Here is a 24,330-nt window from a genome sequence, read left to right on the forward strand (position 1 = left end):
TCTGAAAACAGAAATAGCTCGAAGATAAATCCGTCGATTTACCTTCGAGCTAATCTTAGTATGTTTAGTCGGGTTCGCAAGAGCAGACTTGACTCAAGTCTATCATAGCGGAACCTATACTAACAATTCAAGCTAGAGGATGCAAGGGGAGAGGAAATAAAATCACAAAAAGCTCCCGCGCTGAGGAGCTTCTCGGAATCACTAAAAATTTATTATTGATGATTGATAATTCAATAATAAAGAATTACTTATTTAATTTTGAGCAGTAGTGAAGCCTTGAAGTTTGCCCTTAGCCATGAATAAGCAAGCGATGTGAATTAGGGATAGTAGGCACTAGCCGTACTAGCCCTTTGAAGCTCGCTAGGTGAGGGACCTTGGCCCGAACCGGTGCCATGGCTCTTTAAGGGCAAAATTCAAAAGCGGAACGAATGCTCACTAACACCATTTAATTGTTTTAGTAAATTACACTATTCAAAAGGATTGACCTGCTCATAGGACTGATAGCCTTCCTGGTAGGCCGCTTGATAGTCATCAAAATTATTGTAGACATCAACGCCAAATGACAAGAGCTTCATCGCAACAAAAACAAGCAATAGTTTCATGAGCAGTGACTTTCTTTCTTCGGCTTTCATAAGAACACCTCCTTGTTCGGATAACGAGTGGTCTTCTAAAAAAATTAGTAATCCGTCCCAAGTAAGCTCGATCCCTTAGTCAAAGGGAGAACTTTGCTCATAGGAGTCATAACCCGCCTGGTAGGCTTCCCAGTAAGTATCAGCATTCCGGTAGAGATCGACACCGATACAGACCAAGGCCAGGACAATGAGTATCATCATGAACTTAGCTAAAGGACTAACTTTTCCTTTTGTCATCATACACCTTCTAGTTTCTATTAGCCCGCCAACGTTTAAAGCGGAGACTAATTTCCAGGCTTATAGCTACCAGCAAGATAAAATCCAAGATGGACTTGTAATCTTCCCAAACCAGCAGGGGGTCGCTCTTGGAAAGATAGGACAGTACAAGCTGAACCGTTAAGGCTGCTAGCCCTGCATCCAAGATAATTCTTACTTGCTTCTTACGATCTTCAGGCATCTCAAGCACCAGCTCCTTCGGTATAACTCGTTTTGAGGTCAATTTCTTATAATGAGAGCCCCCACAAGTTATTGCCCAATTGCTTGTGGTCTAGGACCTTGTGCCAAAGTTCCTTCTCCTCTGCAGAAAAGTCCAGCTTCTCCGAGCTCTTAACAATCGGTGCCTTCTCTAAAAATTGTTGAATTTGACCTGTCAGGGCCACGCCCTCTGCTTCTTTAACTTCAGATAAACTTTCCCGAACATAGCGGGTTGTCCGTGCCTCAGGGTGGTTGGCTTCTAAGCTTTGGACCAGAGCCTCCAAGCTCTCAGTGAATGATTGTTTTAAATCCATAATGGGCCTCCATTTCTAAGTCTATAAGTCACCAGAAGAATGTCGATCATAGACAACTAGTTCTTAGTTTCAGGTGCAACACGGGTGGTCTGGTAACCTTCAACGACTAAATCAAAGTTACGGTAGAAATCTATGCCTACAAAGATAATAGCCAAGATAATTAAGAGCAAGATATATTTTTTCAACTTGCTGTGTGGGTCTTCTTTTGTATTCATTCAACTCCTCCTCCAAATCAACTTCTATCTGCTTTCTGTATCCTTAGTATAACAGAAAGTTTTGATAGCGTTTTAAAGTCATCATATCTGGTCGTTTTTTCATCATATCCGGTTCATTTATAGCAATGATTGACTTTTATTTAAGATTTACTTATGATAAATGTACCTTAATCCACTAGATGGGAGTGACAACTATCCCTTATTACCTATCGCTCCTCAACGCCAGCATACAAGCTATTTTGTATACCTCTCTGCCTATTTTTTCTTTGAAGGCTAACCATCCTTTATTCAAGACAGTCATGGTTAGCTCCACCTATCTATTCTTTCAGGGGATGCTAAGAGAGCTCGTCCATTTTCAATCATTGGCCACGGTTCTTGTCATTCTTTTTCTTTTCTTTCTCCTGCAAAAAGATTCAGAGAGTGACTACTTACTCCTTAATTTTTTGCTGGTCAATCAAATTTTTCATTCCTTGATTCGATTAGCTTGCTTTGCTCTACCCTTGAACATACTCCAGATTGAAGGCTGGGGACTCTTTATCACATTTTGGCTCTTAGAATTCGGCATCACGTTTTCAACTTGTCGCTATATTCGTAAGCAAGGCAACTTATTCCGGCTCTTTAAAGAAATATTCAACGACCGGATCTTCACGATTCCACTCTTATGTTTTATTGGACTGACCATTCTTTCTGACTTCTTTTACCAGAATCCCGACCTATCTTATTCCAAGGTCTTGATGGGGCTCCTGGCTTTTATGGCCTTCCAACTCATACTCGCCCTCCTCCTCGCCTTCCTCTACTACCGGCGGAAGATGGCGGACCAGGCGGCTGAGTCCCAGGCCCTACGAACGGAAGATTTAGCCCTCTACCTGGACCGCTTGGAAGATAACCGGGACAGTATCCGGAAGATCCGCCACGACCTCAATGACCTCTTGTCCTTGTCCCAATTGATGGTCCGCGACCAGGACTTCGACCACTTGACAGACTACCTGGACAAGTTGTCGACCTATGTCAAGGAAGAGATGCCCCAGGAGAGTCCGTCCAACCTGGCCGACCTCCAGCAGATCGAAGACCAGGACCTGCGCTATCTCCTCATGTCCAAGCTCTTGGAGTGGGAGAAGGCGGGGATCCCCTACCGCTTCGAATGCCTCTACCCTCTGAATACTCTGCCGATTAACCGCTTCGACCTCATGCGCTGCCTGGCTATCCTGCTCAATAATGCCAACGAGGGCCGGCAAGCGGCCGATCCCAGTGCTGGTGAGACCATCGATATCCTCATGCTGGCCGATGACCAGGGGCTGGAGATCCAGGTGACCAATCCCAGTCCTGCTGTTGCGGTCCGGGAAGCCAAGCAGGCCGGTTTTTCTACCAAGACGGGCCACCGGGGACTAGGCCTGACCAATCTGGAAGAGATCCTCAGCGCCTACCCCAATGCCCTCCTCAACTTGACCTACCAAGAGGGCCTCTTCCAGGCCCAGCTCTACCTGACCTATCTCTAGAAAGGAGGCCCAGCCATGCACCCTGTTTATCTCTTAGAGGATAATCCCGGCCAGCTCCAAGCTATCACAGGCATCATCGAAGACTACATCCTCTTCCATAACAAGAGCTTCTACCTGGCCAAGGCCAGCAGCGAGCCCGAAGAAATTGCGGCGGCCTTCTCCGACCAGCCTAAGCAGCCGGGCCTCTACTTCTTCGACATTGAAATTAAGGGCCAGGCAGAGGGGCTAAGCCTGGCTCAAGAGATCAAGCGTTTGGACCCCTATGGACGGATTGCCTTCATCACGGCCCACTCCTCCTATGCTCCCCTGACCCTCCAACAGCACCTGGAGCCCCTGGCCTATATCCATAAAGCCGACTTCGACAGTTTGCGCCAAGAGATCATCACCTGCTTCGAGCTCTTCTACCAGCGCCTCTATCCGGGCCAGGAAACAAAGCAAGCCAGCCTGCAAATTAAGGCGGGCTCGCAGACCTACCTGGTCGACCTCCAGGACCTCTACAGCATCCAAACCACCCAGAAGCCCCATATCCTAGAGTTCACCACCCGGTCCAGTACCCTGCAGAGCTACGGTGCCCTCAAGGACTTCGACCAGCTTCCCGGCTTCTTCCGCCTCTCCCAATCGGCCCTAGTCAACCTCGACCACATCGACCAGGTCAGCCCACTCACTCGCCGGCTGACCCTGAGCAACGGCCAAGTCTTCGCCTTCTCCCGCAAGTACAAGGCCGCCCTCAACCAGGCCCTGGCTGAGCGGGAAAAGCAATCTGACCAAAAAGCCAAATAAAATCCGTCACTAGCCATTCGTGAATGGTGTGACGGATTTTTTGATTTTAATGTTTGAAATAGCCAAGCTATGTGTTAACCAGCCATCTATAGAAGGTGCTTATCTTAAAAGTTAAATCATACCAAACAGGTGAATCTTCTGCTTATTTATAAATAAAGCAATTGAATATAATTAAGTAAATAAGTATTTGATAAAGAAAGTGATGCAAATGATTGAAGTTAAAAATATTTCAAAATCAATTAATGGAAAACAAATTGTGTCGAATATCAATTTAAAAAGTAAGGCAAGGAGAATTTTTCGCACTGCTGGGTCCTAACGGCGCTGGAAAAACAACAATGATTCGATTGATCATGGGCGTACTTAAGCTTGATTCGGGGAGTGTACATTTATTTGGCGAAGACACCAATGAAGCAAATATTGAAGACCTAAAGAGAAGGATTGGTGTGCAGAATGATGCCAATTTATATGAAAATTGGACAGTCTATGAAAATATGAAAATCTGGGGCCATCTTTATGGCCTTTATGGAGACAAACTTGATGAACGAATTAATGACTTATTAAATTTCTTTGACATAGAAAATAAAATCGATGCTAAAGTCAGCAGTCTAAGCAAAGGAATGAAGCAAAAAGTATTATTGTCACGGTCAATTATCCACCAGCCCGAATTATTAATACTAGATGAACCGACTTCAGGCTTAGATCCACAAACGCAGGAAAATCTTATCCATTATCTTAAGAAATTAGCAGAAGATCAAAAGCTCTCCATTCTAATGTGCACCCACCAATTGGACGGCTTAGAGCATATTATCAATAACTTTGCGATCATTCAGAAAGGAGCGATTAAACTTCAAGGGGATCCTGATCTTCTCATCGACCAAAGATGGCCGTTAAAAAGATATGTTCTAGAAGCCACACCCGTAAATGAGGCAAAGAAAATTTGTGAGGCCAAACATTCGATTAATTTGTACAAAAATACTGAAAATAAATTATATATCGCCAGTAAGGATAAGCACGAAATTCCTCTGCTAGCAAAAGATTTGGTTACAGCTGGGATTGATATCTTTTCTATAAGTGAGTGTAAATATACGATTAAGGATCTCTACTTCGATGTTATTAATGAAGGTGAGGCTAGTCACTATGAATAATATAAGAACAATCATTAATAAAGAATTTATATCGTTAAAAAATAACAAATCGATAGTCAGTATTCTATTTGTCTTACCTAGTATTTTTTCGATTGTGTTCCCTATTATGATCTTAACCCTTGGGACAAATGATGCGATTATCAAAAGTATAGCTGGTCTCTCGGCTTTTTTAGAGGTTATCCCGGCTGACTTAATGCCTAGCAATCTTCCCACTGTCTATTATCCTATCTATGCGATCTTAAATTTCTTTACTCTTCCCCTCTTCTTGCTAATTCCAGTCATGATTGCCAATGTTCTCTCGAGTGAAGGCTTTATTGGAGAAAAGGAGAACAAGACCTTAGAGGGCTTACTCTATACCCCCATCTCTATCCGTAGCTTAGTCATCGGTAAAATCTTATCTGCTTTAATACCGAGTATCCTGATTACCTGGTTATTTACCCTAATTTATGAAATCATATTCACAACAGGAAGTTACTTCACCATAGGAAACTATATTTTTTTAGACTCGGTATGGCTATACGCTAGCCTCTTCCTGGCTCCCTTATTAACGATTCTATCCATCGCTTTAGTCTTTGCTATTTCCCCTTATGTGGGCAATACAAAGTCTGCCCAATCCATCGCTTTAATCATTGTGGTACCTATTATGGCCATGCTCATCTCGCAAGCCAGTGGCGCTATCTTATTAAAGCGTTCGATCATTCTATTCATTATTGCTCTCCTCTTTGTCATAGACTTTATTGTGGTAGCTATATTAATTAAACGATTTAATATCGAAAAGTATATTTTAAGTTAAAAATATAACATATAAAAATCCGTCACTCCTATTCGCAAATAGAGTGACGGATTTTTTATGGGCGGATAGCCTCTAAAGCGAATTAAAACCTGCTTCTAAACCTACCACGATTGCATCGATGTTGGAAATAATCGCAAGGGCAAAGATTAAGAAAAGAGCAGCAAGCCCTACACTGATTAAGCAATCTTTTTCTTTAACTATCATCTGCTTTTCTCCTTTCACTAGGATTTGATTAGAAGTGGTTAGCTTGCTCCTAGTGAACTGGTTCAATCAACCATCCCTGATCGTTAACCTTAGTCTATCAGAAAAAATGAGTAAATACTTAAATTCATCATATGTGGTCGTTTTTTTTTCATATTTGGTAATTTTTCCCCTAATATAAAATCCGTCACCTGCCATTCTTAAATGGTGTGACGGATTTTCTTTTTTATTCAGCTTCTTTTTTCTGGAGGTGTTTGACCCAGCGTTCGGTCAGCACAGGGCTGAGGAAGCTGAGGATGACGACGGAGGCGAGGATCTGAGAGACAGCAGCGGTCTGATAGTCCAGGAGTTGGGGGTAGGTGGTTGCGAGGACGACAGGCACGGAGGTAGACAGGCCGGCCACATTGAGCATGGCCAGGCCAGCTGTCCCGTCATTACCCAGGATCTTGTAGTCAACCAAGAAGAGGGGCAACATGAAGATGATGACTACCAGAGTCAAGAGAATGCCGGTTGGGCCAGCTTTGATGGCCTCCAAGACATTGGTTCCTTGCCCAATCGACCAGCCCAGCCAAGGGATCAAGACATTGAGTCCCGGTCCAAAGAGTTCTGCAAACTGTTTATCAAGATTGCCCAAAATAATCCCTAGGAGCATCGGGAGAAGGGTTGAAATCACCGGCATCCAGTCGAAGCCCCCGCTGGAGTAGACCAAGCCGAAGATAATCATCGGGAAGAGAGGGATACAGAAGAGACTGGTTAGGCCGAAAGCGTAAGGGTCATCTTCATTGCCATACTCCTCACTGATGGAGAGGTAGATGGCTGGATTAATACTCAAGAGGGCGGTCGCGACCGCAATAGCTGGCATCCCCCAGATACCACCATCCCCAAAGAAGCGTAAGTAGGCAATGGTAACCAGGAAGGCGATCCCCAGCTTAACGAGAAAGAGAATCCCCTGGCGCTTGAGAACTCGGACCAAGCGTTTGAGGTCAATCCCCACTCCCGAACAGAAGCAGAGCAAGCCAATAATAAAACCCTGGCCTTCCCCAGCTAAGAGGGACTGGCTAATCCCTCCGACCTTAAAGAGATTGGGCCACAAGGTATACAGGACCATCGAGATAAACATGGGGACGAGAAAAGTCCCTGCCGGTATCTTTTTAATTTTTTCTAACATAGGCGCTCCTTTTAAAGTCTGTTCATTGCGAATGCTGGGCCAAAGCGAGCCGAATGCTCACGACTACTTACTTATATTTTATCAAAAAATAGGCTATATACGAAGTAATAAGGCCATTCTATCTCCTCGACCTCAGTCCTATCCATAGCGACTGGCTATTCTTCTTGATTCAAAGTGCGTATTACCGCCCCTAAGCCCTCCTCTGCTATACTTAAGCCATTCAAAAATGTACTTCCCTTATTATTAAAAGCAAAAAAGGAGCCAGTCTTATGCAAACATCAATTATCGGTTACCCGCGCATCGGGGCCCTCAGAGAACTCAAATTCCAAACTGAAAAATACTTCCGCCATGAAATTACTGAGGCCGACCTCCAAGAGACGGCCCGCCAGCTCCGCCAAGACCACTGGCTCAAGCAGAAGGCGAGTGGCCTGGACTTCATTCCTTCCAATGATTTCTCCTTCTACGACCACTTCCTAGATACGGCGGTCCTCTTCAACATCGTGCCCAAGCGCTATAAGGACCTCCAACTGTCTAAACTGGATACTTATTTCGCCCAGGCCCGGGGCTACCAGGGAGAGGCGGGAGACGTTAAGGCCCTGGCCATGAAGAAGTGGTTCAACACCAACTACCACTACATGGTCGCCGAGATCGAAGACGATACTGTGGTCAAGCTGGCCAACAACCGAGTGCTTGACCACTACCGGGAGGCCAAGGCCCTAGGAGTGGAGACCCAACCGACCCTCATCGGCCCCTTCACCCTGCTCAAGAAGCTCCGCTACCTGGGCCAGAAGACCGCCCAAGACTTCAAGGAGGCCCTCAGCCAAGCCTATAGCCAGCTCCTCCAAACTTTAGCAGCTGAGGGCGTGGTCTGGGTCCAGCTGGATGAACCCGACCTTGTCTACGACCTTAGCGTGGAAGATATCCAACTCTTCCAAGAGCTCTACCAAGGCATCCTCCCTAAGAAGGGAGCGGTCAAGGTCCTCCTCCAGACTTACTTCGGGGACATCCGCAACATCTACCAAGAGTTCATTGCCCTCGACTTCGACGGCATCGGCTTAGACTTCCTAGAAGGTCGGAAGACCCTAGAACTCGTCGAAAAATATGGTTTTCCAAGCGATAAGCTTCTCTTCGCCGGCCTGGTCAACGGCAAGAACATCTGGCGCAACCACTATGCCAAGACCCTGGCCGTGGTTGAGCGCTTAGAGGCTCAGGGCATCGCCTTAGTATTAAATACATCTTGCTCCCTCCTCCATGTGCCTTACCGCTTGGCCCCAGAAGAGCAATTAAAGGCCGACTACAAGGCCCACTTCGCCTTCGCTGAAGAGAAACTCCAGGAGCTCCAAGAACTCAAGCACCTAGCTGGAGGCGACCGTCAGAATGAGCCCGCCTACCAAGCCAACCAGGCCCTCTTTGCCCACCGACCAGATGCCAACGATCCTAGAGTCCAAAAACGGGTTCAAGCCATCAAGGAAGAGCTCTTCAACCGCCAGCCAGCCTTTGCCGAAAGGGAAGCCCTGCAGAAGGAAGCTTTCAACCTGCCAGTCTTACCAACGACTACCATCGGCTCCTTCCCCCAAACCAAGGAAGTGAAGAAGAACCGATCCGACTTCAAGAAGGGCTTGATTAATCAGGAGGCCTATGAAGCCTTCAACCGCCAAGCCATCGATGACTGCCTTCGCCGCCAAGAGGAGATTGGCCTCGATGTCCTGGTCCACGGGGAATTCGAACGTAATGACATGGTAGAATACTTCGGTGAACGGCTCCAGGGCTATCTCTTCACCCAGTATGCCTGGGTCCAGTCTTACGGGACCCGCTGTGTGAAGCCACCGATTATCTGGGGCGACATCTCCCGCCCCCAAGCGATAACCGTGCCCTGGTCGACCTATGCCCAAAGTCGGACCGAGCACCTGGTCAAGGGCATGTTGACTGGACCTGTGACCATTCTCAACTGGTCCTTCCCGCGTGAAGACATCTCCATTAAGACCTCGACCTACCAGATCGCCCTGGCCATCCGCGATGAGGTACTCGATTTAGAAGCGAATGGCATCCGCATCATCCAGATCGATGAAGCGGCCTTACGCGAGAAGCTCCCCCTCCGCCAGTCCGACTGGTACAGCCAATACCTGGATTGGGCCATCCCAGCCTTCCGCCTGGTCCACAGCGGCGTCCAAGCGACCACCCAGATCCACACCCATATGTGCTATAGCGAGTTTACCGATATTATTCCTGCCATTGACCAGATGGATGCCGACGTGATCAGCTTCGAAGCCTCACGTTCCGACCTGGAAATTCTCGATAGCCTCAAAGCCCAGAACTTCCAGACCCAGGTTGGCCCCGGCGTTTACGATATCCACTCCCCTCGTGTCCCTTCCGTCGATGAAATAAAAAGCAACATTAGAAAGATCTTGGACAAGGTCGCCATCCAGAAAGTCTGGATCAATCCTGACTGCGGTCTAAAGACGCGCGGTTGGGAAGAAACCACTGCCTCCCTCAAGCACCTGGTCCAAGCTACAGAGGAAATCCGCCATGAAAACGAAAGAACTTTTTAAAGAAAAAACCGTCTTCTCCTACGAGGTCTTCCCACCCAAAAAGACCTCTGGACCCCAAAGTATCTATAAAACACTCGAAGAACTCAAAAGCCTATCCCCCGACTGTATCAGCGTCACTTACGGCGCTGGGGGCGGGGACAACAATGACGAAAGTTTCAAAATCGCCCAGACCATCAAGGGCTACGGCATTGAAAGTATCGCCCACCTCCCCTGCGTTGGCATGACCAAGGCCGATTTGGAGGAGAAGTTAGAAGAACTCAAGGCCCTTAAAGTCGAAAACATCCTAGCTCTGCGCGGAGACCTGCCAGCCGATGACTATGAGCCCGGTGACTTCAGCTATGCCTCCGACATGGTCCGCTTCATCAAGGACAAGGGAGACTTCAATGTGGTCGCTGCCTGCTATCCCGAAGGCCATGTCGATTGCAAGGACAAGGTTCAAGACATCAAGCACCTCAAGACCAAGGTCGATGCTGGCGTGGACCAGCTGATCACCCAGCTCTTCCTCGACAACAATGACTTCTACGCCTTCCGCGAACGCTGTGAACTCGCTGATATCAACGTTCCCATTGAAGCCGGGATCATGCCGGTGGTTAACAAGCGGCAGATCGAGCGGATGACCAGCCTCTGCGGGGTCAAGCTCCCTGACAAGTTTGTCAAGATGATGGACCGCTACCAAGACAAGCCCGTCGCCATGCGTGACGCCGGCATCGCCTACGCTGTCAACCAAATCGTCGACCTAATCAGCCAGGGCGTCGACGGCATCCACCTCTACACCATGAACAACCCCTATATCGCCAAAAAGATCCACGAAGCTGTCCATAATCTCCTGTAAAAAGTCCCACTTCAACGCGCCAGTCCTGGTCAGCAATAATTGTTATAGAAATTATTCGTTCATGGCTAGTTACCACTATTTAAAACTATACCAGCAATAAGCAAAGCGCCAGTTCCTCGCGACCTGAAAGGGTCCGGGGGCTGGCGCTTTTGCTTTAGATATCTTTGCCGAACTTTTTGAAAATAAACTTACAGATAATGTAGATCAGCGTGTAGAGGCCAACAAAGAGTATGATATTTACCCAGCTGTTTGTGACTTGTAAGGACTCTTGGAGAAAATTATGGGTCATAAAAGTCAGCAGTGACACGATAAAAAAGAAGATAAAGTACATGAGCTAAGTCTCCCTCCCAAAGAAAATCTGAGCTTCAAGTCTATCCTAGCAAATAAACTATCCCGTAACAAGGCACGCTTAGCCGTATTCAGTCTTTTTGGACTTAAATTAAATGATGAAATCTCAAGTTGCAATGCAGCTTCTACAAGATCCTGACATCTCATAGGTGTAAATTTTAATAGTCTACTACTTTAATTGATTCTCTAGTTATTAGTGTTGATGACTAGTAAATAAAGAATATTTTCTATATCAGCTATTTTGAGCAAAAGCGGAACGGATGCTCACTAATACCATTTGATTTATATCTTTTTATTTACAGGCTCCTACTAAAAAAGCCTAACAGGTCCAGCTGCTAGGCTACTTTGCATGGATAAATTCCAGTTCCTTCCATTATATACCCAAACGCTCGAAGATCTCATCGACCCGTTGGAGGTGGTAGTGGTAGTCAAAAGCATCGTCGATCTCTTCCGGACTGAGAAGGTCCGTGATTTCTTCATTAGCTTCGACCAAGTCACGGAAATCGCGTTGCTCGTCCCAGGCCTGGGCCGTTAGAGGTTGGACCAGGTCATAGGCGGCTTCTCGAGACAAGCCTTGGTCCACCAGCTTGAGGAGCAGACGCTGGCTGTAAATCAGACCATGGGTAGCCTGCATGTTCCGCAACATGTTATCTGGGAACACCGTTAAATCTTCAATAATTTTCCCGAAGCGGCGGATCATGTAGTTGACCAGGATAGTGGTGTCAGGCAAAATAATTCGCTCCGCGCTGGAATGGGAGATGTCACGCTCGTGCCAGAGGGCAACATTCTCGTAGGCGGTGACTACGTGTCCCCGACAGACCCGGGCCAGGCCGGTTACATTTTCACTGGAAATTGGATTGCGCTTGTGGGGCATGGCGCTGGACCCCTTCTGGCCCTTGGCGAAGTATTCTTCCACTTCTCGAGTTTCCGACTTCTGTAACTGACGGATTTCTGTGGCCATGTTTTCAATCGACGTCGCAATCAGAGCCAGGCAGGCGATGTACTCGGCATGGAGGTCGCGGGGGAGGACTTGGGTGGAAATCTCTTGGGCGCGAATACCTAAGTGGTCGCAAACATAGGCTTCAACAGCGGTTGGTACATTGGCGAAGGTCCCCACGGCTCCAGAGATCTTCCCGGCTTCCACCCCCTTAGCGGCATGGTCGAAGCGGTCAATTTGGCGCTTGATTTCCGAATAATAGCGGGCCATCTTCAAGCCAAAGGTGGTCGGTTCGGCGTGGACACCATGGGTCCGGCCCATGCAAACCGTGTGCTTGTACTTCTGCGCCTTCTTCTTCAGAATCTCTAGGAACCAGGCCAGGTCTTGACGGATAATGTCATTGGCCTGCTTAAGCTGGTAGCCTTGAGCGGTATCGACCACGTCAGTCGAAGTCAGGCCATAGTGGACCCACTTGCGCTCTTCGCCTAGAGATTCAGAAACACAGCGGGTGAAGGCCACGACATCGTGGCGGGTTTGGGCTTCGATCTCTTGGATGCGGTCAATGTCGAAAGTCGCTTTTGCACGGATTTTTTCAACATCCTCTTTAGGAATTTCACCGAGTTCAGCCCAGGCTTCGGCGGCGAGGATTTCAACTTCGAGCCAGCACTGGTAGCGGTTATCATCGGACCAAACTTGGCCCATTTCGGGACGGGTGTAGCGTGGGATCATGAAACTTTTTCCTCCTTAGAGTGAGAGATGACTTGTCCACCAATGTCGTGGCGGTAGAAGGTCTGAGGGATGGGATTCTGGTCGAGATAGGCATAGACCTGTTGAGCCGCTTGGACGAGATCATCCCCCTGGGCCACTGCCATAAGGATGCGACCGCCCTGAGCAATCAAGCGACCTGACTTTTCGCCCACGCCTGCATAGAGTAGAGAGATGTCTGCCGGACAAGCATTAACGAGAGGGCTTAGGTCCATCCCCTTGGCATAGGGATTGGGATAGCCTTCCGCTGCGAGGACAACGCCTAGGCTAGGGCGGTTCTCTTTCAAGGTCAGCTGGGCAGGCTGGCCATCCAGGAGTTGACTAATAGTATCAGCGAAATCATCCCCCAACAAGGGCATGAGGATCTGGGTCTCGGGATCGCCGAAGCGGGTATTGAACTCAATCACCTTAGGCCCCTCAGCTGTCAGCATGAGCCCGGTATAGAGGACCCCGCTGTAGGGATAACCTACCGCTTCCATGGCCTGGAGGGTGGGCTCAACAATAGTCGTCACAACTTCCTGGTAGAGACCCTCATCAACAAAGGGAACTGGGGCATAGGCGCCCATCCCACCTGTATTAGGGCCACGGTCCTGGTCATAGGCCCGCTTGTGGTCCTGGGCCGTTGGTAGGTGGAGGACCTGGCCGTCGTGGACCAAGCTAAAGAAAGAAAATTCTGGCCCGGTCAAATACTCTTCCACCACGACCTGAGATTGACTCCCATAGCAGTCGGCTTCCAAGATATCAACCAGGGCAGCTTCGGCTGTCGCTAGGTCCTGGGCAATCACAACGCCCTTACCAGCTGCTGGCCCATCTGCCTTGATCACAAGAGGAAAGCTAGCCTTCTGAACATAGGCTTGGGCCGTTTTGTAATCTTCAAAAGCTTGGTAGTGGGCCGTCGGAATTCCATTCTGAATTAATAGTTCTTTAGCAAATTTCTTAGAAGATTCCAGACGAGCCGCTGCCTGGCTGGGGCCGAAGATTTTTTGACCTGCAGCCCGAAAACGGTCCACAATTCCCAAGAAGAGTGGCTGTTCAGGGCCAACAAAGGTCCAGTCAATCTCAGCTTCTTGGGCCCAAGCCAGGAGTTCATCGACCTGGTCAACAGCTAAGGGGACCAAGTCGATTCCATCCCCTAGCATCCCCGGATTGCCGGGTGCGCAATAGACCCGGTCAACATTGGGACTCTGCATAAATTTGCGGGCTAGGGCGTGTTCACGACCGCCCCCACCAATCACTAATACTTTCATTCCAACCTCCTAGTGTCTAAAATGTCTCCGTCCCGTCTTCAACATAGGAATCTGAGCCGCATCGGTCACGGCAATGGAATCGTCGTCGTGGATAGAACCTCCAGGCTGGACGATAGCTTTGATGCCATGGGAGACCGCATATTCAGCCGTATCGGCCATGGGCAGGTAGGCATCACTGGCTAGGACCATATCTGACCAGTCCACATCGTGGGGATTGGTCAGGGCTTCTTGGATGGCCAGCTCACAGGCACCCACCCGGTTCATCTGACCGGCACCGATCCCTAGGCTCTGAACAGAATTGGCCACCACAATCGCGTTGGACTTGACATGCTTGACCAACTTCCAAGCCAGTTCCAAGGCCTGGTCTTGCTTGTGGTCAGGTAGCACCTGGCCCATAGCTGGCCAGTCCGCCGCATGGACCGTTTGGGGGATGTCCTGGTCTTGGACCAAGAGGCCACCCATGACGGACACATATTCCTTGGCTGGTGCAGGGCTCTGGTCGAAGTGGTCCAAGGCTAAGAGACGCAGATTTTTCTTGTCTGCTAATAGCTCTAGGGCCTCGGGCTCAAAAGCAGGCGCAATTACAATCTCTAAGAAGATTGGCTTGAGCGCTTCAGCTAGCTCCTGGGTCACCGGCCGGTTGACGGCCACAATGCCACCGTAGATGGACTGGGAATCAGCTTCATAACAGCGCTGGAAGGCGAGTTCAATGGTCTCGCCTAGGCCCATGCCACAGGGATTCATGTGTTTGACCGCAATGGCAGCGGGAACTTGGAATTCCGCAATCATTCTTAGCGCTGCATCGGCGTCCTTAATATTGTTATAGGACAGTTCCTTACCCTGGAGCTGCTGGGCTTGGACCAGGCTATAGGACGGAGCTAGGGGCTCTTGGTAGAAGGCAGCAGCTTGGTGGCTGTTCTCCCCATAGCGGAGCTCTTGTTTGAGGTCATAGGTCAGGGTCAGCTTTTCCGGCTCAGTCTCGCCGACAAAGTTCGTCAGGTAGTGGGCAATCAGGGCATCGTACTGGGCCGTTTGGCGGAAGACCTTGGCCGCCAAGTGGGCCCTCAAGTCCAGGCTAGTCGCTCCTTCAGCCGCTAGTTCAGCTTGGACCCGGTCATAGTCAGCTGGGTCGGTAAGGACGGTCACCGACTGGTAGTTCTTGGCGGCGCTCCGCAGCATGGAGGGGCCACCGATGTCGATATTTTCAATCAGGTCGGCGTGGCTCGCATGGGCCTGGGCCAGGGTGGCCTTGAAGGGGTAGAGGTTGACCACCACATAGTCGATGGCTTCAATCCCATGGTCGGCCAAGGCTTGAAGGTGGCTGGCCTGGTCGCGGCGGGCGAGGAGGCCCCCATGGATCTTAGGGTGGAGGGTCTTGACCCGGCCATCCAGAATTTCAGGGAAGCCGGTCACTTCCTCCACCGCCGTCACCGGGACCCCCGCCTCAGTTAATACTTGGAGGGTTCCCCCAGTCGAAATAATATCAATCCCTTGTTCGGCTAAAAATCTCGCAAAATCAACAATTCCGGTCTTATCTGACACACTGATTAAGGCTCTAGGCATGTTCTCTTCCTTTCAATTGACGAATAACAGCTGGATAGACTTGGTGTTCCAGGTCATGGATACGCGCTTCAAGTTCGTCCAAAGTCTCCCCCAGTCGGATGGCTAGGCTGGCTTGGCGGATAATCTCCCCACTGTCAATGCCCGCATCCACATAATGGACAGTGACTCCGGCCTCCGCCACCCCCGCTTCATAGGCCTCACGAATGCCGTGACGTCCCGGAAAGGCTGGGAGGAGGGAGGGGTGAATATTAATAATGGCTTGGGGGTAGGCTTGAATGAGGGGCGCGTGGAGGACCCGCATGTAGCCGGCTAAAATAACCAAATCGACGGCTTCTTCCTGGCAAATTTTTACCAAGGCTTCTTCATAGGCTTGGCGGCTAGGGAAGTCTTGGGGACTGAACTGGTAGGTCTTTATCCCTAAATTCAGGGCCCGTTCCAGGGCATAGGCCCCCGCTTGGTCGGAGAAGAGAAAGACAATCTCAACTCCTTCCTGGCCACTTGCAAAAGCTTGGGCCAGGGCTTGGAAGTTGGACCCATTACCGGATGCAAAGATAGCACAACGCATAAGAACCTCCTTAGTGAATCTGGATGGCTCGGTCATCATCCTCGACAACTCGGCCTATGACATAAGCGGCTTCCCCGGCGGCCTCTAAGGAAGCTAAGACCGCATCACGGTCGCTAGGGGCGACTGCTGCCACCATGCCGATCCCCATATTGAAGATCTCATAGAGGTCGGCTTCAGGAATTTGGCCATAGTGGGCCAGGGCCTTGAAAATATCTAAGACAGGCCAGGTCCCCCGGTCGATCTGGGCGCAGAGCCCTTCAGGCAGCATGCGGGGAATATTTTCGACAAAGCCGCCCCCTGTAATATGAGCCAGGCCATGGATTTTACCTGCTCGAACCAAGGGCAGGAGGGAGGCCACATAGATCCGGGTCGGTTTGAGCAATTCCTCTCCCAGGCTGGCGGCTTGGGGCAAGAGGTCCAGCTGGTCATCGAGTGCGAAATCATGGTCCTTGAAGAAGACCTTGCGCACCAGGGAATAGCCATTGGAATGGAGGCCTGAAGAAGCTAGTCCAATGAGGATATCCCCTGCTTGGACATCTCTTTTTTGAATCAGGGAATCGCGGTCAGCAATCCCCACCGCAAAGCCGGCTAAGTCAAAGTCGTCCCCCGTGTACATGTCTGGCATCTCAGCGGTTTCGCCCCCAATCAGGGCTGCACCAGCTTCTTGGCAGCCCGTGCAGACCCCCTTAACGATGGCTTCAATAATGGCCGGATCGTTCTTGGCCACAGCCAGGTAATCGAGGAAGTAGAGGGGTTCAGCGCCTTGGGCCAGGATATCGTTGACACACATGGCCACGCAATCGATCCCAATCTGGTCATAGACCTGGGCCTGGATGGCGAGGAGGAGCTTGGTCCCTACCCCATCAGTCCCCGAGATGAGGACGGGATCTTGGTAGTTAAAATTTTTCAGAGAGAAGGCGGCCCCGAAGCCCCCTAGTTGGCTGAGGACTTCTGGACGTTGAGTTTTTTTGACATGTTTGGCCATACGACGGACGGCTTCATAGCCTGCGGTCACATCCACACCGGCTTGGCTGTAGGCATTATCCATGCTTTTCCTCCTGTTCTTCTAGGGCGCGATAGTATTCTTCGGCATAGTCGTAGAGTCCGGTGGGATAGTCGCCATTAAAGTAGGCCATACAGAGGCCCCCGTAAGGTGCATCGGTCTCTAAACCAATCCCTTCCATCAATCCCTCCTCACTGAGAAAGGCCAGGGAATCGGCCCCAATCAGCTGGCAGATCTCGTCTACATCATGGTTGGCGGCAATTAGTTCTCGGGTCGTTGAAATATCAATCCCGTAAAAGCAGGGATATTTAAGGGGCGGACAGGCAATCCGGACATGGACTTCCTTGGCTCCGGCTTCACGCAAGAGGCTGACGATCCGCTTAGAGGTTGTCCCCCGCACAATGGAATCATCCACCATGACCACCCGCTTGCCCTCCAACAATTTGCGGACAGCCGATAATTTCATGCGGACGCCACGCTCCCGCTCTTCCTGGCTGGGCTGGATAAAGGTCCGGCCCACATACTGGTTCTTGACCAGGGCCATTTCATTGGGGAGCTGGGCGGCTTCCGCGTAACCGCTGGCCGCTGACAGGGAGGAATTGGGGACGCCGACCACGAAATCAGCCCCTGGCGCCGGCGCTTCTTGGGCCAGGCGCGCCCCGCACTGCTTGCGGGCCGTGTGGACATTGATGTCATGAATGGTAGAATCCGGGCGGGCGAAATAAATATATTCCATGGAACAAATGGCCTGTTGGCGGTCCGCCGTATAGTATTGGCGCTGGATACCCTGGCTGTTGATCACAACGACTTCGCCCGGTTGGACATCGAAGAGGGCCTCTGCCCCAATTTGGTCCAGGGCGCAGGACTCACTAGCCATGGCATAAGAGCCATCCGCCAATTGACCGACAACCAGGGGCCGGAAGCCATTGGGGTCACAGGCCCCAATCAAGGCTTGGTCGGTCAGCAAGATATAGGTAAAGCCTCCCTTGATCTGGTTCAGGGCGTCCTTGACTTGGTCCAAGAATTTATCTTCCTGGCTGTGGCGGATTAAGTGCATGAGGACCTCGCTATCTGAAGTAGACCGGAAGATTGCGCCCTTCTTTTCCAAGTCCCGGCGTAGGGCCTGACCATTGACCAGGTTGCCATTATGGGCCAGGGCCATGTCCCCTTCCTCAAAATGGAAGAGGAAGGGCTGGATATTGTGGAGGGAGTGCTCGCCTGACGTGGCATAGCGCACATGTCCCAGGGCAGACAAGCCTTGGAGGCGGTCGACTTGGTCCCTGGACTTAAAGATTTCACTGACCAGGCCCAGGCCCCGGATATCCGTCATCCGTCCCTGAGCATTCAGAGCCGTAATCCCTGCCCCCTCCTGGCCCCGGTGCTGGAGGGCCATGAGCCCGTAGAAGACGAGGCGGGCGGCCTGACTGTGCTGCCAGACGCCAATCAGCCCACACTCTTCATGGGGTAGATCATAATGGTCTTCATCAATATAGGTAGATAGGTAGTCCCCTTCAGAAACTATTTGCTTGTGGCATGTAGTTGACACGTTAAGGCCCCCTCCCATAGTGCTTCTAATTCTTTCAGGTCTGCTTCGATCCGGCCATCATCGGCTTGTAAAAGATAGTCTGCCTCAGCGGTCACCCGGCCTAATAAGTCAAACTTGTCGCCAAAGTCGGCTTCAAAGGCCGCTTGTTGGTCGGGATGGACCGACACAATAAAGCGCGACTGGTTTTCGCTGAAGACTTGGCGGATAGGTCCAGCAAAAGTAACATCGAGGCCCAGTCCTGTCCTAAAGGCGGACTCGGCTAAGGCAACGGCTAAGCCCCCCTCGCTCAGGTCGTGGGCAGAGGCCAGGTGGCCGGCTTGGATGGCCTGGAGGACCGCTTCTTGGTTGACAGCTTCCTGGTCGAGGTCGAAATCAAAGAGCTGACCAGAGATTTGCCCAGTTTCTAAGTACTGGAGCTCAGACCCGTTGAAGGCATCACTGGTCGCCCCGATGCTATAGATCAGGTCCCCTGCTTGCTTGAAGCTTTGCGTAGTGATTTCTGACAGGTCGCGGATGAGACCGACCATGCCGATCATTGGCGTCGGATAGATGGCTTGGCCATTGCTTTCATTATTTAAGGAAACATTGCCCGAAATGACTGGCGTCTGGAGCTGGCGGCAGGCCTGGGAAATACCAGCGGCTGACTGGGCGAGTTCATAGAAGATTTCCGGATCCTCTGGGTTACCGTAGTTCAAGCAGTCAGTGATGGCGAGGGGCTGGCCCCCGCTAGCGACAATATTCCGGGCCGCTTCGCTGACCGCGATTTGCCCTCCACGTTCAGGATCCAAATAAATATAGCGGGCATTGCAGTCGGTCGTCATGGCCAGGGCTTTTTGGGTACCGCGGATGCGAAGAACAGCGGCATCGCTCCCTGGCCCTTGGACAGTTGAGGTCCGGACCATGCTGTCATAGCTTTCATAGACCGAGCGTTTGGAGGCAATGGTCCCCTGTTGGAGGAGGGCTTCCAAGGTCGCCTTGGCATCACTGAATTGGGGTTGGTATTGCTTGGGTTCAGCATGGGCTAGACGTTGAGGTAATTGTTGTTCTCTCTGGTATTCAGGAGCGGATTCCGCTAAGGCATCTACCGGCACATTGGCCACTTCTTGACCCTGGTGGAAGAGCCGGTAGCGGCCATCGTCCGTTACCTCGCCGATCTTAACTGCATGGAGCTTGTACTTGTCGAAGATGGCTTGGATCTTGGCTTCCTTGCCCTTCTTGACACAGAGAAGCATCCGTTCCTGGGATTCAGACAACATCATTTCGTAAGGCGTCATGTCTCTTTCGCGTTGGGGGACCTGGTCGAGATTGAGGCGGAGTCCTGTTCCTGCCTTGGAGGCCATTTCAGAGCTGGAAGATACCAGGCCTGCCGCCCCCATGTCCTGGATACCGACTAATTCTTCCTGGCAGGTCTGGATCACTTCCAGGCAGGCTTCCAAGAGGAGTTTCTCCATGAAGGGGTCACCCACTTGGACAGCTGACCGTTGGCTCTCGTGCTCATCGCTGAATTCCGCACTGGCGAAGGTAGCGCCGTGGATCCCATCGCGGCCGGTCTTGGCTCCGACATAGAGGATGCTATTACCGACACCGGCTGCCCGGCCCTTTTGAATATCTTTTTGGTCCATGAGACCGACGCACATAACGTTGACGAGAGGATTACCGCGGTAGCAATTATCAAAGGCGATCTCGCCTCCTACTGTTGGAATGCCGATGCAGTTGCCGTAGCCCGCAATCCCGTTAATGACTTCCTGGTAGATGTACTTGGTCCGGGCATCATCTAATTCACCGAAACGGAGTGAATCCAGAACGGCAATGGGACGGGCTCCCATACTGAAAATGTCGCGGATAATCCCGCCGACCCCAGTAGCCGCCCCTTCATAGGGTTCCACCGCTGAGGGGTGGTTGTGGCTCTCCCCCTTGAAGACCACGGCCTGACCATCGCCAATATCCACAATCCCGGCTCCCTCGCCTGGCCCTTGGAGGACTTGGGGCCCTTCAGAAGGGAAGGTACGCAAGATTGGCTTGGTGTTCTTGTAGGAACAGTGCTCACTCCACATGACCGAGAAGAGACCGGTCTCTGTGTAATTGGGCAGGCGACCGAGAATCTTATCCCGGATCAGGGCATATTCCTCATCCGTCAAGCCCCACTCTTGGTAGATCTTCTCTTCTTGGATTGCTTCTGCTGTCAGTTCTTGTGTCGCCATTAAGCTTGCCCTCCTAAGTTCTTCTCATAAGTGTCCCGCATCGATTCAAAAACCCGCAGACCGTCAATACCGCCAATCAAGGCCTCTACCGCCCTTTCTGGATGGGGCATGAGGCCGATCACATTGCCCGCTTGGTTGCAGATCCCTGCAATATTGGCTGTTGACCCATTGGGATTGTCCCCCGCATAAGTGAAGACAATCTGGTGCTTGGCCCGCAATTCCTCTAGGGTTTCTGGGTCGCAGTAATAATTCCCTTCGCCATGGGCAATAGGCAGGCTGATTGCTTCCCCTGCTTGGTAGCGGCTGGTAAAGGCTGTTTGGTTGTTTTCAACCTTCAGAGCTTGGTGTTTGCAGACAAAGTGGAGGTCGCGGTTGCGCAAGAAGGCCCCCGGCAGGAGTCCGGCCTCGCAGAGAATCTGAAAGCCATTGCAGGTCCCTAAGACAAGCTTGCCTGAATCAGCGAAAGCTTTTAAGGCCGTCATGATAGGGGCAAAACGAGCGATAGCCCCAGACCGCAAGTAGTCGCCAAAGGAAAAACCGCCTGGTACCATGACCGCATCATAGGCCGACAAGTCGCTGGCATCGGAAGAAACAAAGTCCACCTCTTCACCCAGGATGTCCCGGATGGCATGGAACATGTCCGTGTCGCAATTGGAACCCGGAAATTGAATCACAGCAAATTTCATGACTAGGCCTCCTTAATGGTGTAGCGGTAAGCTTCCATGGTGACATTGGCCAAGAGCTTATCGCAAATGTCTTCAACAGTCGCTTGAACATCAGCCACATCCTTAGCGATTTCCAATTCAAAGTACTTGCCCTGGCGGACACTTTCAACTTCGGTGTAGCCCATCTGGTTGACGGCTTGCTGGATAGCTTCACCTTGGGGGTCTAAGATGGATTCCTTATAAGTAACAAAAATTTCTACCTGATACATGTTGGTCCTCCTTGTGGTCTTAGGCTTGGGTCACGGCTTCGAGTCGGCTGAGTACTGCTTCATAGAAAGGAATGATATCTCCTTCGTCATTGCGGAAGATATCTTTATCAAAAGATTCTTTCGTTTCAATATCCCAGAGTCGGGCATTGTCTGGGGAGAATTCATCAGCAAGCACAATTTCTCCATCGGGCGTGCGGCCGAATTCGAGCTTGAAATCAACTAGGATGAGCCCCGCTTGCTTGAATAAAGCAACTAAAAGGGCATTAATCTGCCGGGTCAGCCGCTTGATTTCTTGGAGCTCATCTTCTGTCGCAGCTTGGAGGAAGCGAATATCCTCATCATTGATAAAGGGGTCGTTCAGGGCATCTGCCTTGTAGAAGAATTCCAAGACCCCGCCTGGGATCTCGGTTCCTTTGTCAACGCCGAGCCGCTTAACGAAACTTCCTGCTGCATAATTGCGGAAGACAACTTCTAGGGGAAACATCTGGGCTTCCTTGACTAATTCTTCGTGGGAATTTAAGACTTTCACCAGGTGGGTGGGAATCCCCTGGTCGGCTAAATAAGTGAAAATCAGCTGGTTAATGGCCTGGTTGAGAGCACCCTTACCAGGAATTTCTTCCTTCTTGGCCCCATTGCCTGCTGTGGCCTGGTTCTTGTAAACCATCTTGAGAATGCCGGCTTGGTCTGTCTGGTAGAGATCCTTGGCCTTGCCAGAATAAATTAAGTTTTTATCAGTCATTCCTTATCCTCGCTTCCAAATTTCTGTTGCTTTAATTTCTTCTAGACTTTGCGTCATATCATCTGTCAAGAGGGTCAAGTGTCCCATCTTGCGGTTGACCTTGGCTTGGTCTTTGCCGTAGAGGTGGGGGTGCCAGTGGCTGGCCTGGGCCAGGTGGTCCTTGAAGGGATCGAGATCTTGGCCGAGAACATTGACCATGAGCGCTGGCTTGAGGAGCCGGGGCTTAGGCAGGTCCCAGTTGCAGATGGCCCGGATATGGAGGTCGAACTGGGAGAAGTCACAGGATTCAATGGTGTAGTGGCCGCTATTATGGGGGCGAGGGGCCAGTTCATTGATCAAAATATTCCCTTCCGCCGTTAGGAACATCTCAATCCCCAGCGTCCCGACCAAGTGGCCAGCTCGTGCAATCTGCCGGGCGACCTGGTCCGCCTTAGCCTGGAGCTCTGCTGAAATCCGGGCCGGCACGATGGATTCAAAAAGAATATTGTCAGAGTGAATATTCTCGGCCACCGGGAAAGTCACCAGGTCCCCTCCCGGCTTGCCCACTGCCATAACGGACAATTCCTTGCTGAAGGGCACCCAGGCTTCCAAGATGCAGACCTGGTCCTTTATGAGCTCAGCCGCCTGGTTGATATCTCGGGCTGAACGGAGAACCTGCTGACCCTTGCCGTCATAGCCGAAACGGGTCGTCTTCAAAACAGCAGGATAACCCAATTGGTCCAGGCCTGCTTGTAAATCGGCTGGGCTAGCTACCCGGCAATAAGGAGCCACTTGGGCCCCAGCTGCTTGGAGGAAGGCCTTCTCTGTCAAACGGTCCTGGGTCTTTGCCAAAAGCTCTGTCCCCTGGGGCAGGTAGACCCGGTCGCCCAGGGCTTGGAGGCTGTCGGTATCAATATTTTCAAATTCAAAGGTCAAGACATCGCAGGCATCCGCAAAGGCGACCAGGGCTTCCCGGTCATCATAGGCCCTCTGGTAGTGGAAGTCCGACACCTGGGCGGCTGAGCAATTGGCTCCTGGGTCGAGGATACCTACCCTAAAGCCCATTTCTTTAGCAGCTTGGGCCAGCATCTGCCCCAACTGGCCGCCACCGATAATCCCAATCGTTTGTCCCGGTAAGATGGTCCTAGTCAAGTTGGTCACCACTTTCTTTGGCCGCCTGACGCATGGCTTGGCGGTAATCAGTCAAACGATCAACGAGATCGCGGTCCTGGAGACTGAGGATCTGAACAGCTAAGAGCCCCGCATTCTTAGCGCCTGACGTCCCAATCGCCGTTGTCGCTACCGGAACTCCCCCTGGCATCTGCGCAATGGACAAGAGAGAATCCCAGCCACTCAAGGCCCGGGACTGAACTGGGACCCCAATCACCGGCAGGGTGGTCTTAGCAGCCACCATACCCGGTAGGTGGGCCGCCCCGCCTGCACCTGCAATTATCACTTGAATGCCCCGTGCCCGCGCAGATTCGCTAAAGGCGAACATTTCATCCGGCATCCGGTGGGCTGAGATCACCCTTTTTTCGTATGTAATTCCAAATTGGTCTAAGACCCGGCAGGATTCGCGCATAGTCTCCCAATCGGATTTTGATCCCATAATCACTGCAACATCTGGCATTTCCATAACCCCTTTCCTTTTCCCTAATACTATAACACAAGAAAAGGTCAAATAACATATATTATTATATTTTATTTTATAATTGTTCGTATTTTGTTATATAAACGGATGTTTTTATATTTTGTTTTATTAATATTTACCAAAAGACGAATTATTTATAAATTGGCTTTTTGGGGATTTGTTGAGAATAATTTGTCAAATCGTAGGGAGACTATTCCTTCCGCCTTTGAATTTGATCATTAAATATTCAGGGGAAGCATAATTTTAATTAGTG

24 protein-coding genes and 1 pseudogene are annotated in these 24,330 nt (G+C 50.6%); 6 read left to right on the forward strand and 19 right to left on the reverse strand.

Annotated features, from left to right (window positions below):
* Positions 1-467 precede the first annotated feature (467 nt).
* From QP860_RS08685 to QP860_RS08705, 5 genes are all read right to left on the reverse strand, one after another.
* Positions 468-632 carry a hypothetical protein gene (locus tag QP860_RS08685; RefSeq protein ID WP_168162708.1) on the reverse strand — a complete coding sequence of 55 codons (165 nt, stop codon included), beginning with the start codon at positions 630-632 and terminating at the stop codon, positions 468-470.
* 75 nt (positions 633-707) lie between these two features.
* On the reverse strand, positions 708-869 hold the full coding sequence (locus QP860_RS08690; protein ID WP_168162707.1) for a hypothetical protein: 162 nt from the start codon (positions 867-869) through the stop codon (positions 708-710).
* A gap of 10 nt (positions 870-879) precedes the next feature.
* On the reverse strand, positions 880-1,089 hold the full coding sequence (locus tag QP860_RS08695) for a hypothetical protein (protein ID WP_070617997.1): 210 nt from the start codon (positions 1,087-1,089) through the stop codon (positions 880-882).
* A gap of 46 nt (positions 1,090-1,135) precedes the next feature.
* Entirely contained in the window at positions 1,136-1,420 is a 285-nt protein-coding gene (locus QP860_RS08700; RefSeq protein WP_070617994.1) for a hypothetical protein, read from the reverse strand.
* A 56-nt stretch (positions 1,421-1,476) separates the two neighbouring features.
* The gene (locus tag QP860_RS08705; protein ID WP_168162706.1) at positions 1,477-1,635 is read right to left on the reverse strand and encodes a hypothetical protein; all 159 of its coding nucleotides are present in this window, start codon (positions 1,633-1,635) and stop codon (positions 1,477-1,479) included.
* 500 nt (positions 1,636-2,135) lie between these two features.
* Here QP860_RS08705 and QP860_RS08710 point away from each other — a divergent pair, with 500 nt between their 5' ends.
* The 4 genes and pseudogenes from QP860_RS08710 (at position 2,136) to QP860_RS08725 (ending at position 5,849) form a co-directional block, all read left to right on the forward strand.
* Complete coding sequence (locus tag QP860_RS08710; RefSeq protein ID WP_284912579.1) at positions 2,136-3,131, forward strand: GHKL domain-containing protein; 996 nt, start codon at positions 2,136-2,138, stop codon at positions 3,129-3,131.
* 15 nt (positions 3,132-3,146) lie between these two features.
* Positions 3,147-3,911: a LytR/AlgR family response regulator transcription factor gene (locus QP860_RS08715; RefSeq protein WP_070617988.1), complete on the forward strand. Its 765-nt coding sequence runs from the start codon at positions 3,147-3,149 to the stop codon at positions 3,909-3,911.
* A gap of 290 nt (positions 3,912-4,201) precedes the next feature.
* A pseudogene (locus QP860_RS08720) lies at positions 4,202-5,056 on the forward strand (ABC transporter ATP-binding protein); the annotation flags it as partial.
* The gene (locus QP860_RS08725; protein ID WP_284912580.1) at positions 5,019-5,849 is read left to right on the forward strand and encodes an ABC transporter permease subunit; all 831 of its coding nucleotides are present in this window, start codon (positions 5,019-5,021) and stop codon (positions 5,847-5,849) included. The pseudogene QP860_RS08720 and the gene QP860_RS08725, both read left to right, overlap by 38 nt.
* 72 nt (positions 5,850-5,921) lie before the next feature.
* On the opposite strand, the gene QP860_RS08730 is transcribed toward QP860_RS08725, so the two are convergent.
* Together QP860_RS08730 and QP860_RS08735 are read right to left on the reverse strand one after the other, a co-directional pair.
* Positions 5,922-6,053 carry a hypothetical protein gene (locus QP860_RS08730; RefSeq protein ID WP_284912581.1) on the reverse strand — a complete coding sequence of 44 codons (132 nt, stop codon included), beginning with the start codon at positions 6,051-6,053 and terminating at the stop codon, positions 5,922-5,924.
* Positions 6,054-6,276: 223 nt separating this feature from the next.
* Positions 6,277-7,218 carry a 2-keto-3-deoxygluconate permease gene (locus QP860_RS08735; protein ID WP_070617982.1) on the reverse strand — a complete coding sequence of 314 codons (942 nt, stop codon included), beginning with the start codon at positions 7,216-7,218 and terminating at the stop codon, positions 6,277-6,279.
* 269 nt (positions 7,219-7,487) lie between these two features.
* On the opposite strand from QP860_RS08735, the gene metE reads away from it, so the two are divergent.
* Positions 7,488-9,767: a 5-methyltetrahydropteroyltriglutamate--homocysteine S-methyltransferase gene (gene metE, locus QP860_RS08740; RefSeq protein WP_070617978.1), complete on the forward strand. Its 2,280-nt coding sequence runs from the start codon at positions 7,488-7,490 to the stop codon at positions 9,765-9,767.
* Entirely contained in the window at positions 9,745-10,599 is an 855-nt protein-coding gene (gene metF, locus QP860_RS08745) for a methylenetetrahydrofolate reductase [NAD(P)H] (RefSeq protein WP_070617975.1), read from the forward strand. The genes metE and metF overlap by 23 nt, the downstream gene beginning before the upstream one ends.
* A 721-nt stretch (positions 10,600-11,320) precedes the next feature.
* Here metF and purB read toward each other — a convergent pair.
* Genes purB through purE form a run of 12 tightly spaced genes read right to left on the reverse strand, consistent with a single transcriptional unit; the run spans position 11,321 to position 24,056 of the window.
* The gene (gene purB / locus QP860_RS08750; RefSeq protein WP_284878900.1) at positions 11,321-12,613 is read right to left on the reverse strand and encodes an adenylosuccinate lyase; all 1,293 of its coding nucleotides are present in this window, start codon (positions 12,611-12,613) and stop codon (positions 11,321-11,323) included.
* Complete coding sequence (purD, locus tag QP860_RS08755) at positions 12,610-13,896, reverse strand: phosphoribosylamine--glycine ligase (RefSeq protein ID WP_070617963.1); 1,287 nt, start codon at positions 13,894-13,896, stop codon at positions 12,610-12,612. Before purD ends, purB begins: the two co-directional genes overlap by 4 nt.
* 9 nt (positions 13,897-13,905) lie before the next feature.
* Positions 13,906-15,459, reverse strand: a complete 1,554-nt coding sequence (purH, locus tag QP860_RS08760) for a bifunctional phosphoribosylaminoimidazolecarboxamide formyltransferase/IMP cyclohydrolase (protein WP_070617960.1) — start codon at positions 15,457-15,459, stop codon at positions 13,906-13,908.
* A complete protein-coding gene (gene purN, locus QP860_RS08765; protein WP_070617956.1) occupies positions 15,452-16,024 on the reverse strand; it encodes a phosphoribosylglycinamide formyltransferase in 573 nt (190 codons plus the stop codon). Before purN ends, purH begins: the two co-directional genes overlap by 8 nt.
* A 10-nt stretch (positions 16,025-16,034) precedes the next feature.
* On the reverse strand, positions 16,035-17,072 hold the full coding sequence (purM, locus tag QP860_RS08770; protein WP_070617954.1) for a phosphoribosylformylglycinamidine cyclo-ligase: 1,038 nt from the start codon (positions 17,070-17,072) through the stop codon (positions 16,035-16,037).
* Entirely contained in the window at positions 17,065-18,516 is a 1,452-nt protein-coding gene (gene purF / locus QP860_RS08775; RefSeq protein ID WP_070617972.1) for an amidophosphoribosyltransferase, read from the reverse strand. The genes purM and purF overlap by 8 nt, the downstream gene beginning before the upstream one ends.
* A gap of 29 nt (positions 18,517-18,545) precedes the next feature.
* Entirely contained in the window at positions 18,546-20,774 is a 2,229-nt protein-coding gene (gene purL, locus QP860_RS08780) for a phosphoribosylformylglycinamidine synthase subunit PurL (protein ID WP_070617950.1), read from the reverse strand.
* On the reverse strand, positions 20,774-21,460 hold the full coding sequence (gene purQ, locus QP860_RS08785; protein WP_070617947.1) for a phosphoribosylformylglycinamidine synthase subunit PurQ: 687 nt from the start codon (positions 21,458-21,460) through the stop codon (positions 20,774-20,776). Before purQ ends, purL begins: the two co-directional genes overlap by 1 nt.
* A gap of 2 nt (positions 21,461-21,462) precedes the next feature.
* Positions 21,463-21,708, reverse strand: a complete 246-nt coding sequence (gene purS / locus QP860_RS08790; protein ID WP_070617944.1) for a phosphoribosylformylglycinamidine synthase subunit PurS — start codon at positions 21,706-21,708, stop codon at positions 21,463-21,465.
* 19 nt (positions 21,709-21,727) lie between these two features.
* Entirely contained in the window at positions 21,728-22,447 is a 720-nt protein-coding gene (gene purC, locus QP860_RS08795) for a phosphoribosylaminoimidazolesuccinocarboxamide synthase (RefSeq protein ID WP_070617941.1), read from the reverse strand.
* Between the two features lie 3 nt (positions 22,448-22,450).
* A complete protein-coding gene (purK, locus tag QP860_RS08800) occupies positions 22,451-23,578 on the reverse strand; it encodes a 5-(carboxyamino)imidazole ribonucleotide synthase (RefSeq protein ID WP_210398684.1) in 1,128 nt (375 codons plus the stop codon).
* Complete coding sequence (purE, locus tag QP860_RS08805; RefSeq protein WP_070617966.1) at positions 23,571-24,056, reverse strand: 5-(carboxyamino)imidazole ribonucleotide mutase; 486 nt, start codon at positions 24,054-24,056, stop codon at positions 23,571-23,573. The genes purK and purE overlap by 8 nt, the downstream gene beginning before the upstream one ends.
* Between the last annotated feature and the right edge of the window lie 274 nt (positions 24,057-24,330).

Source organism: Aerococcus sp. UMB1112A (genome assembly GCF_030230715.1).
Lineage (GTDB): Bacteria > Bacillota > Bacilli > Lactobacillales > Aerococcaceae > Aerococcus.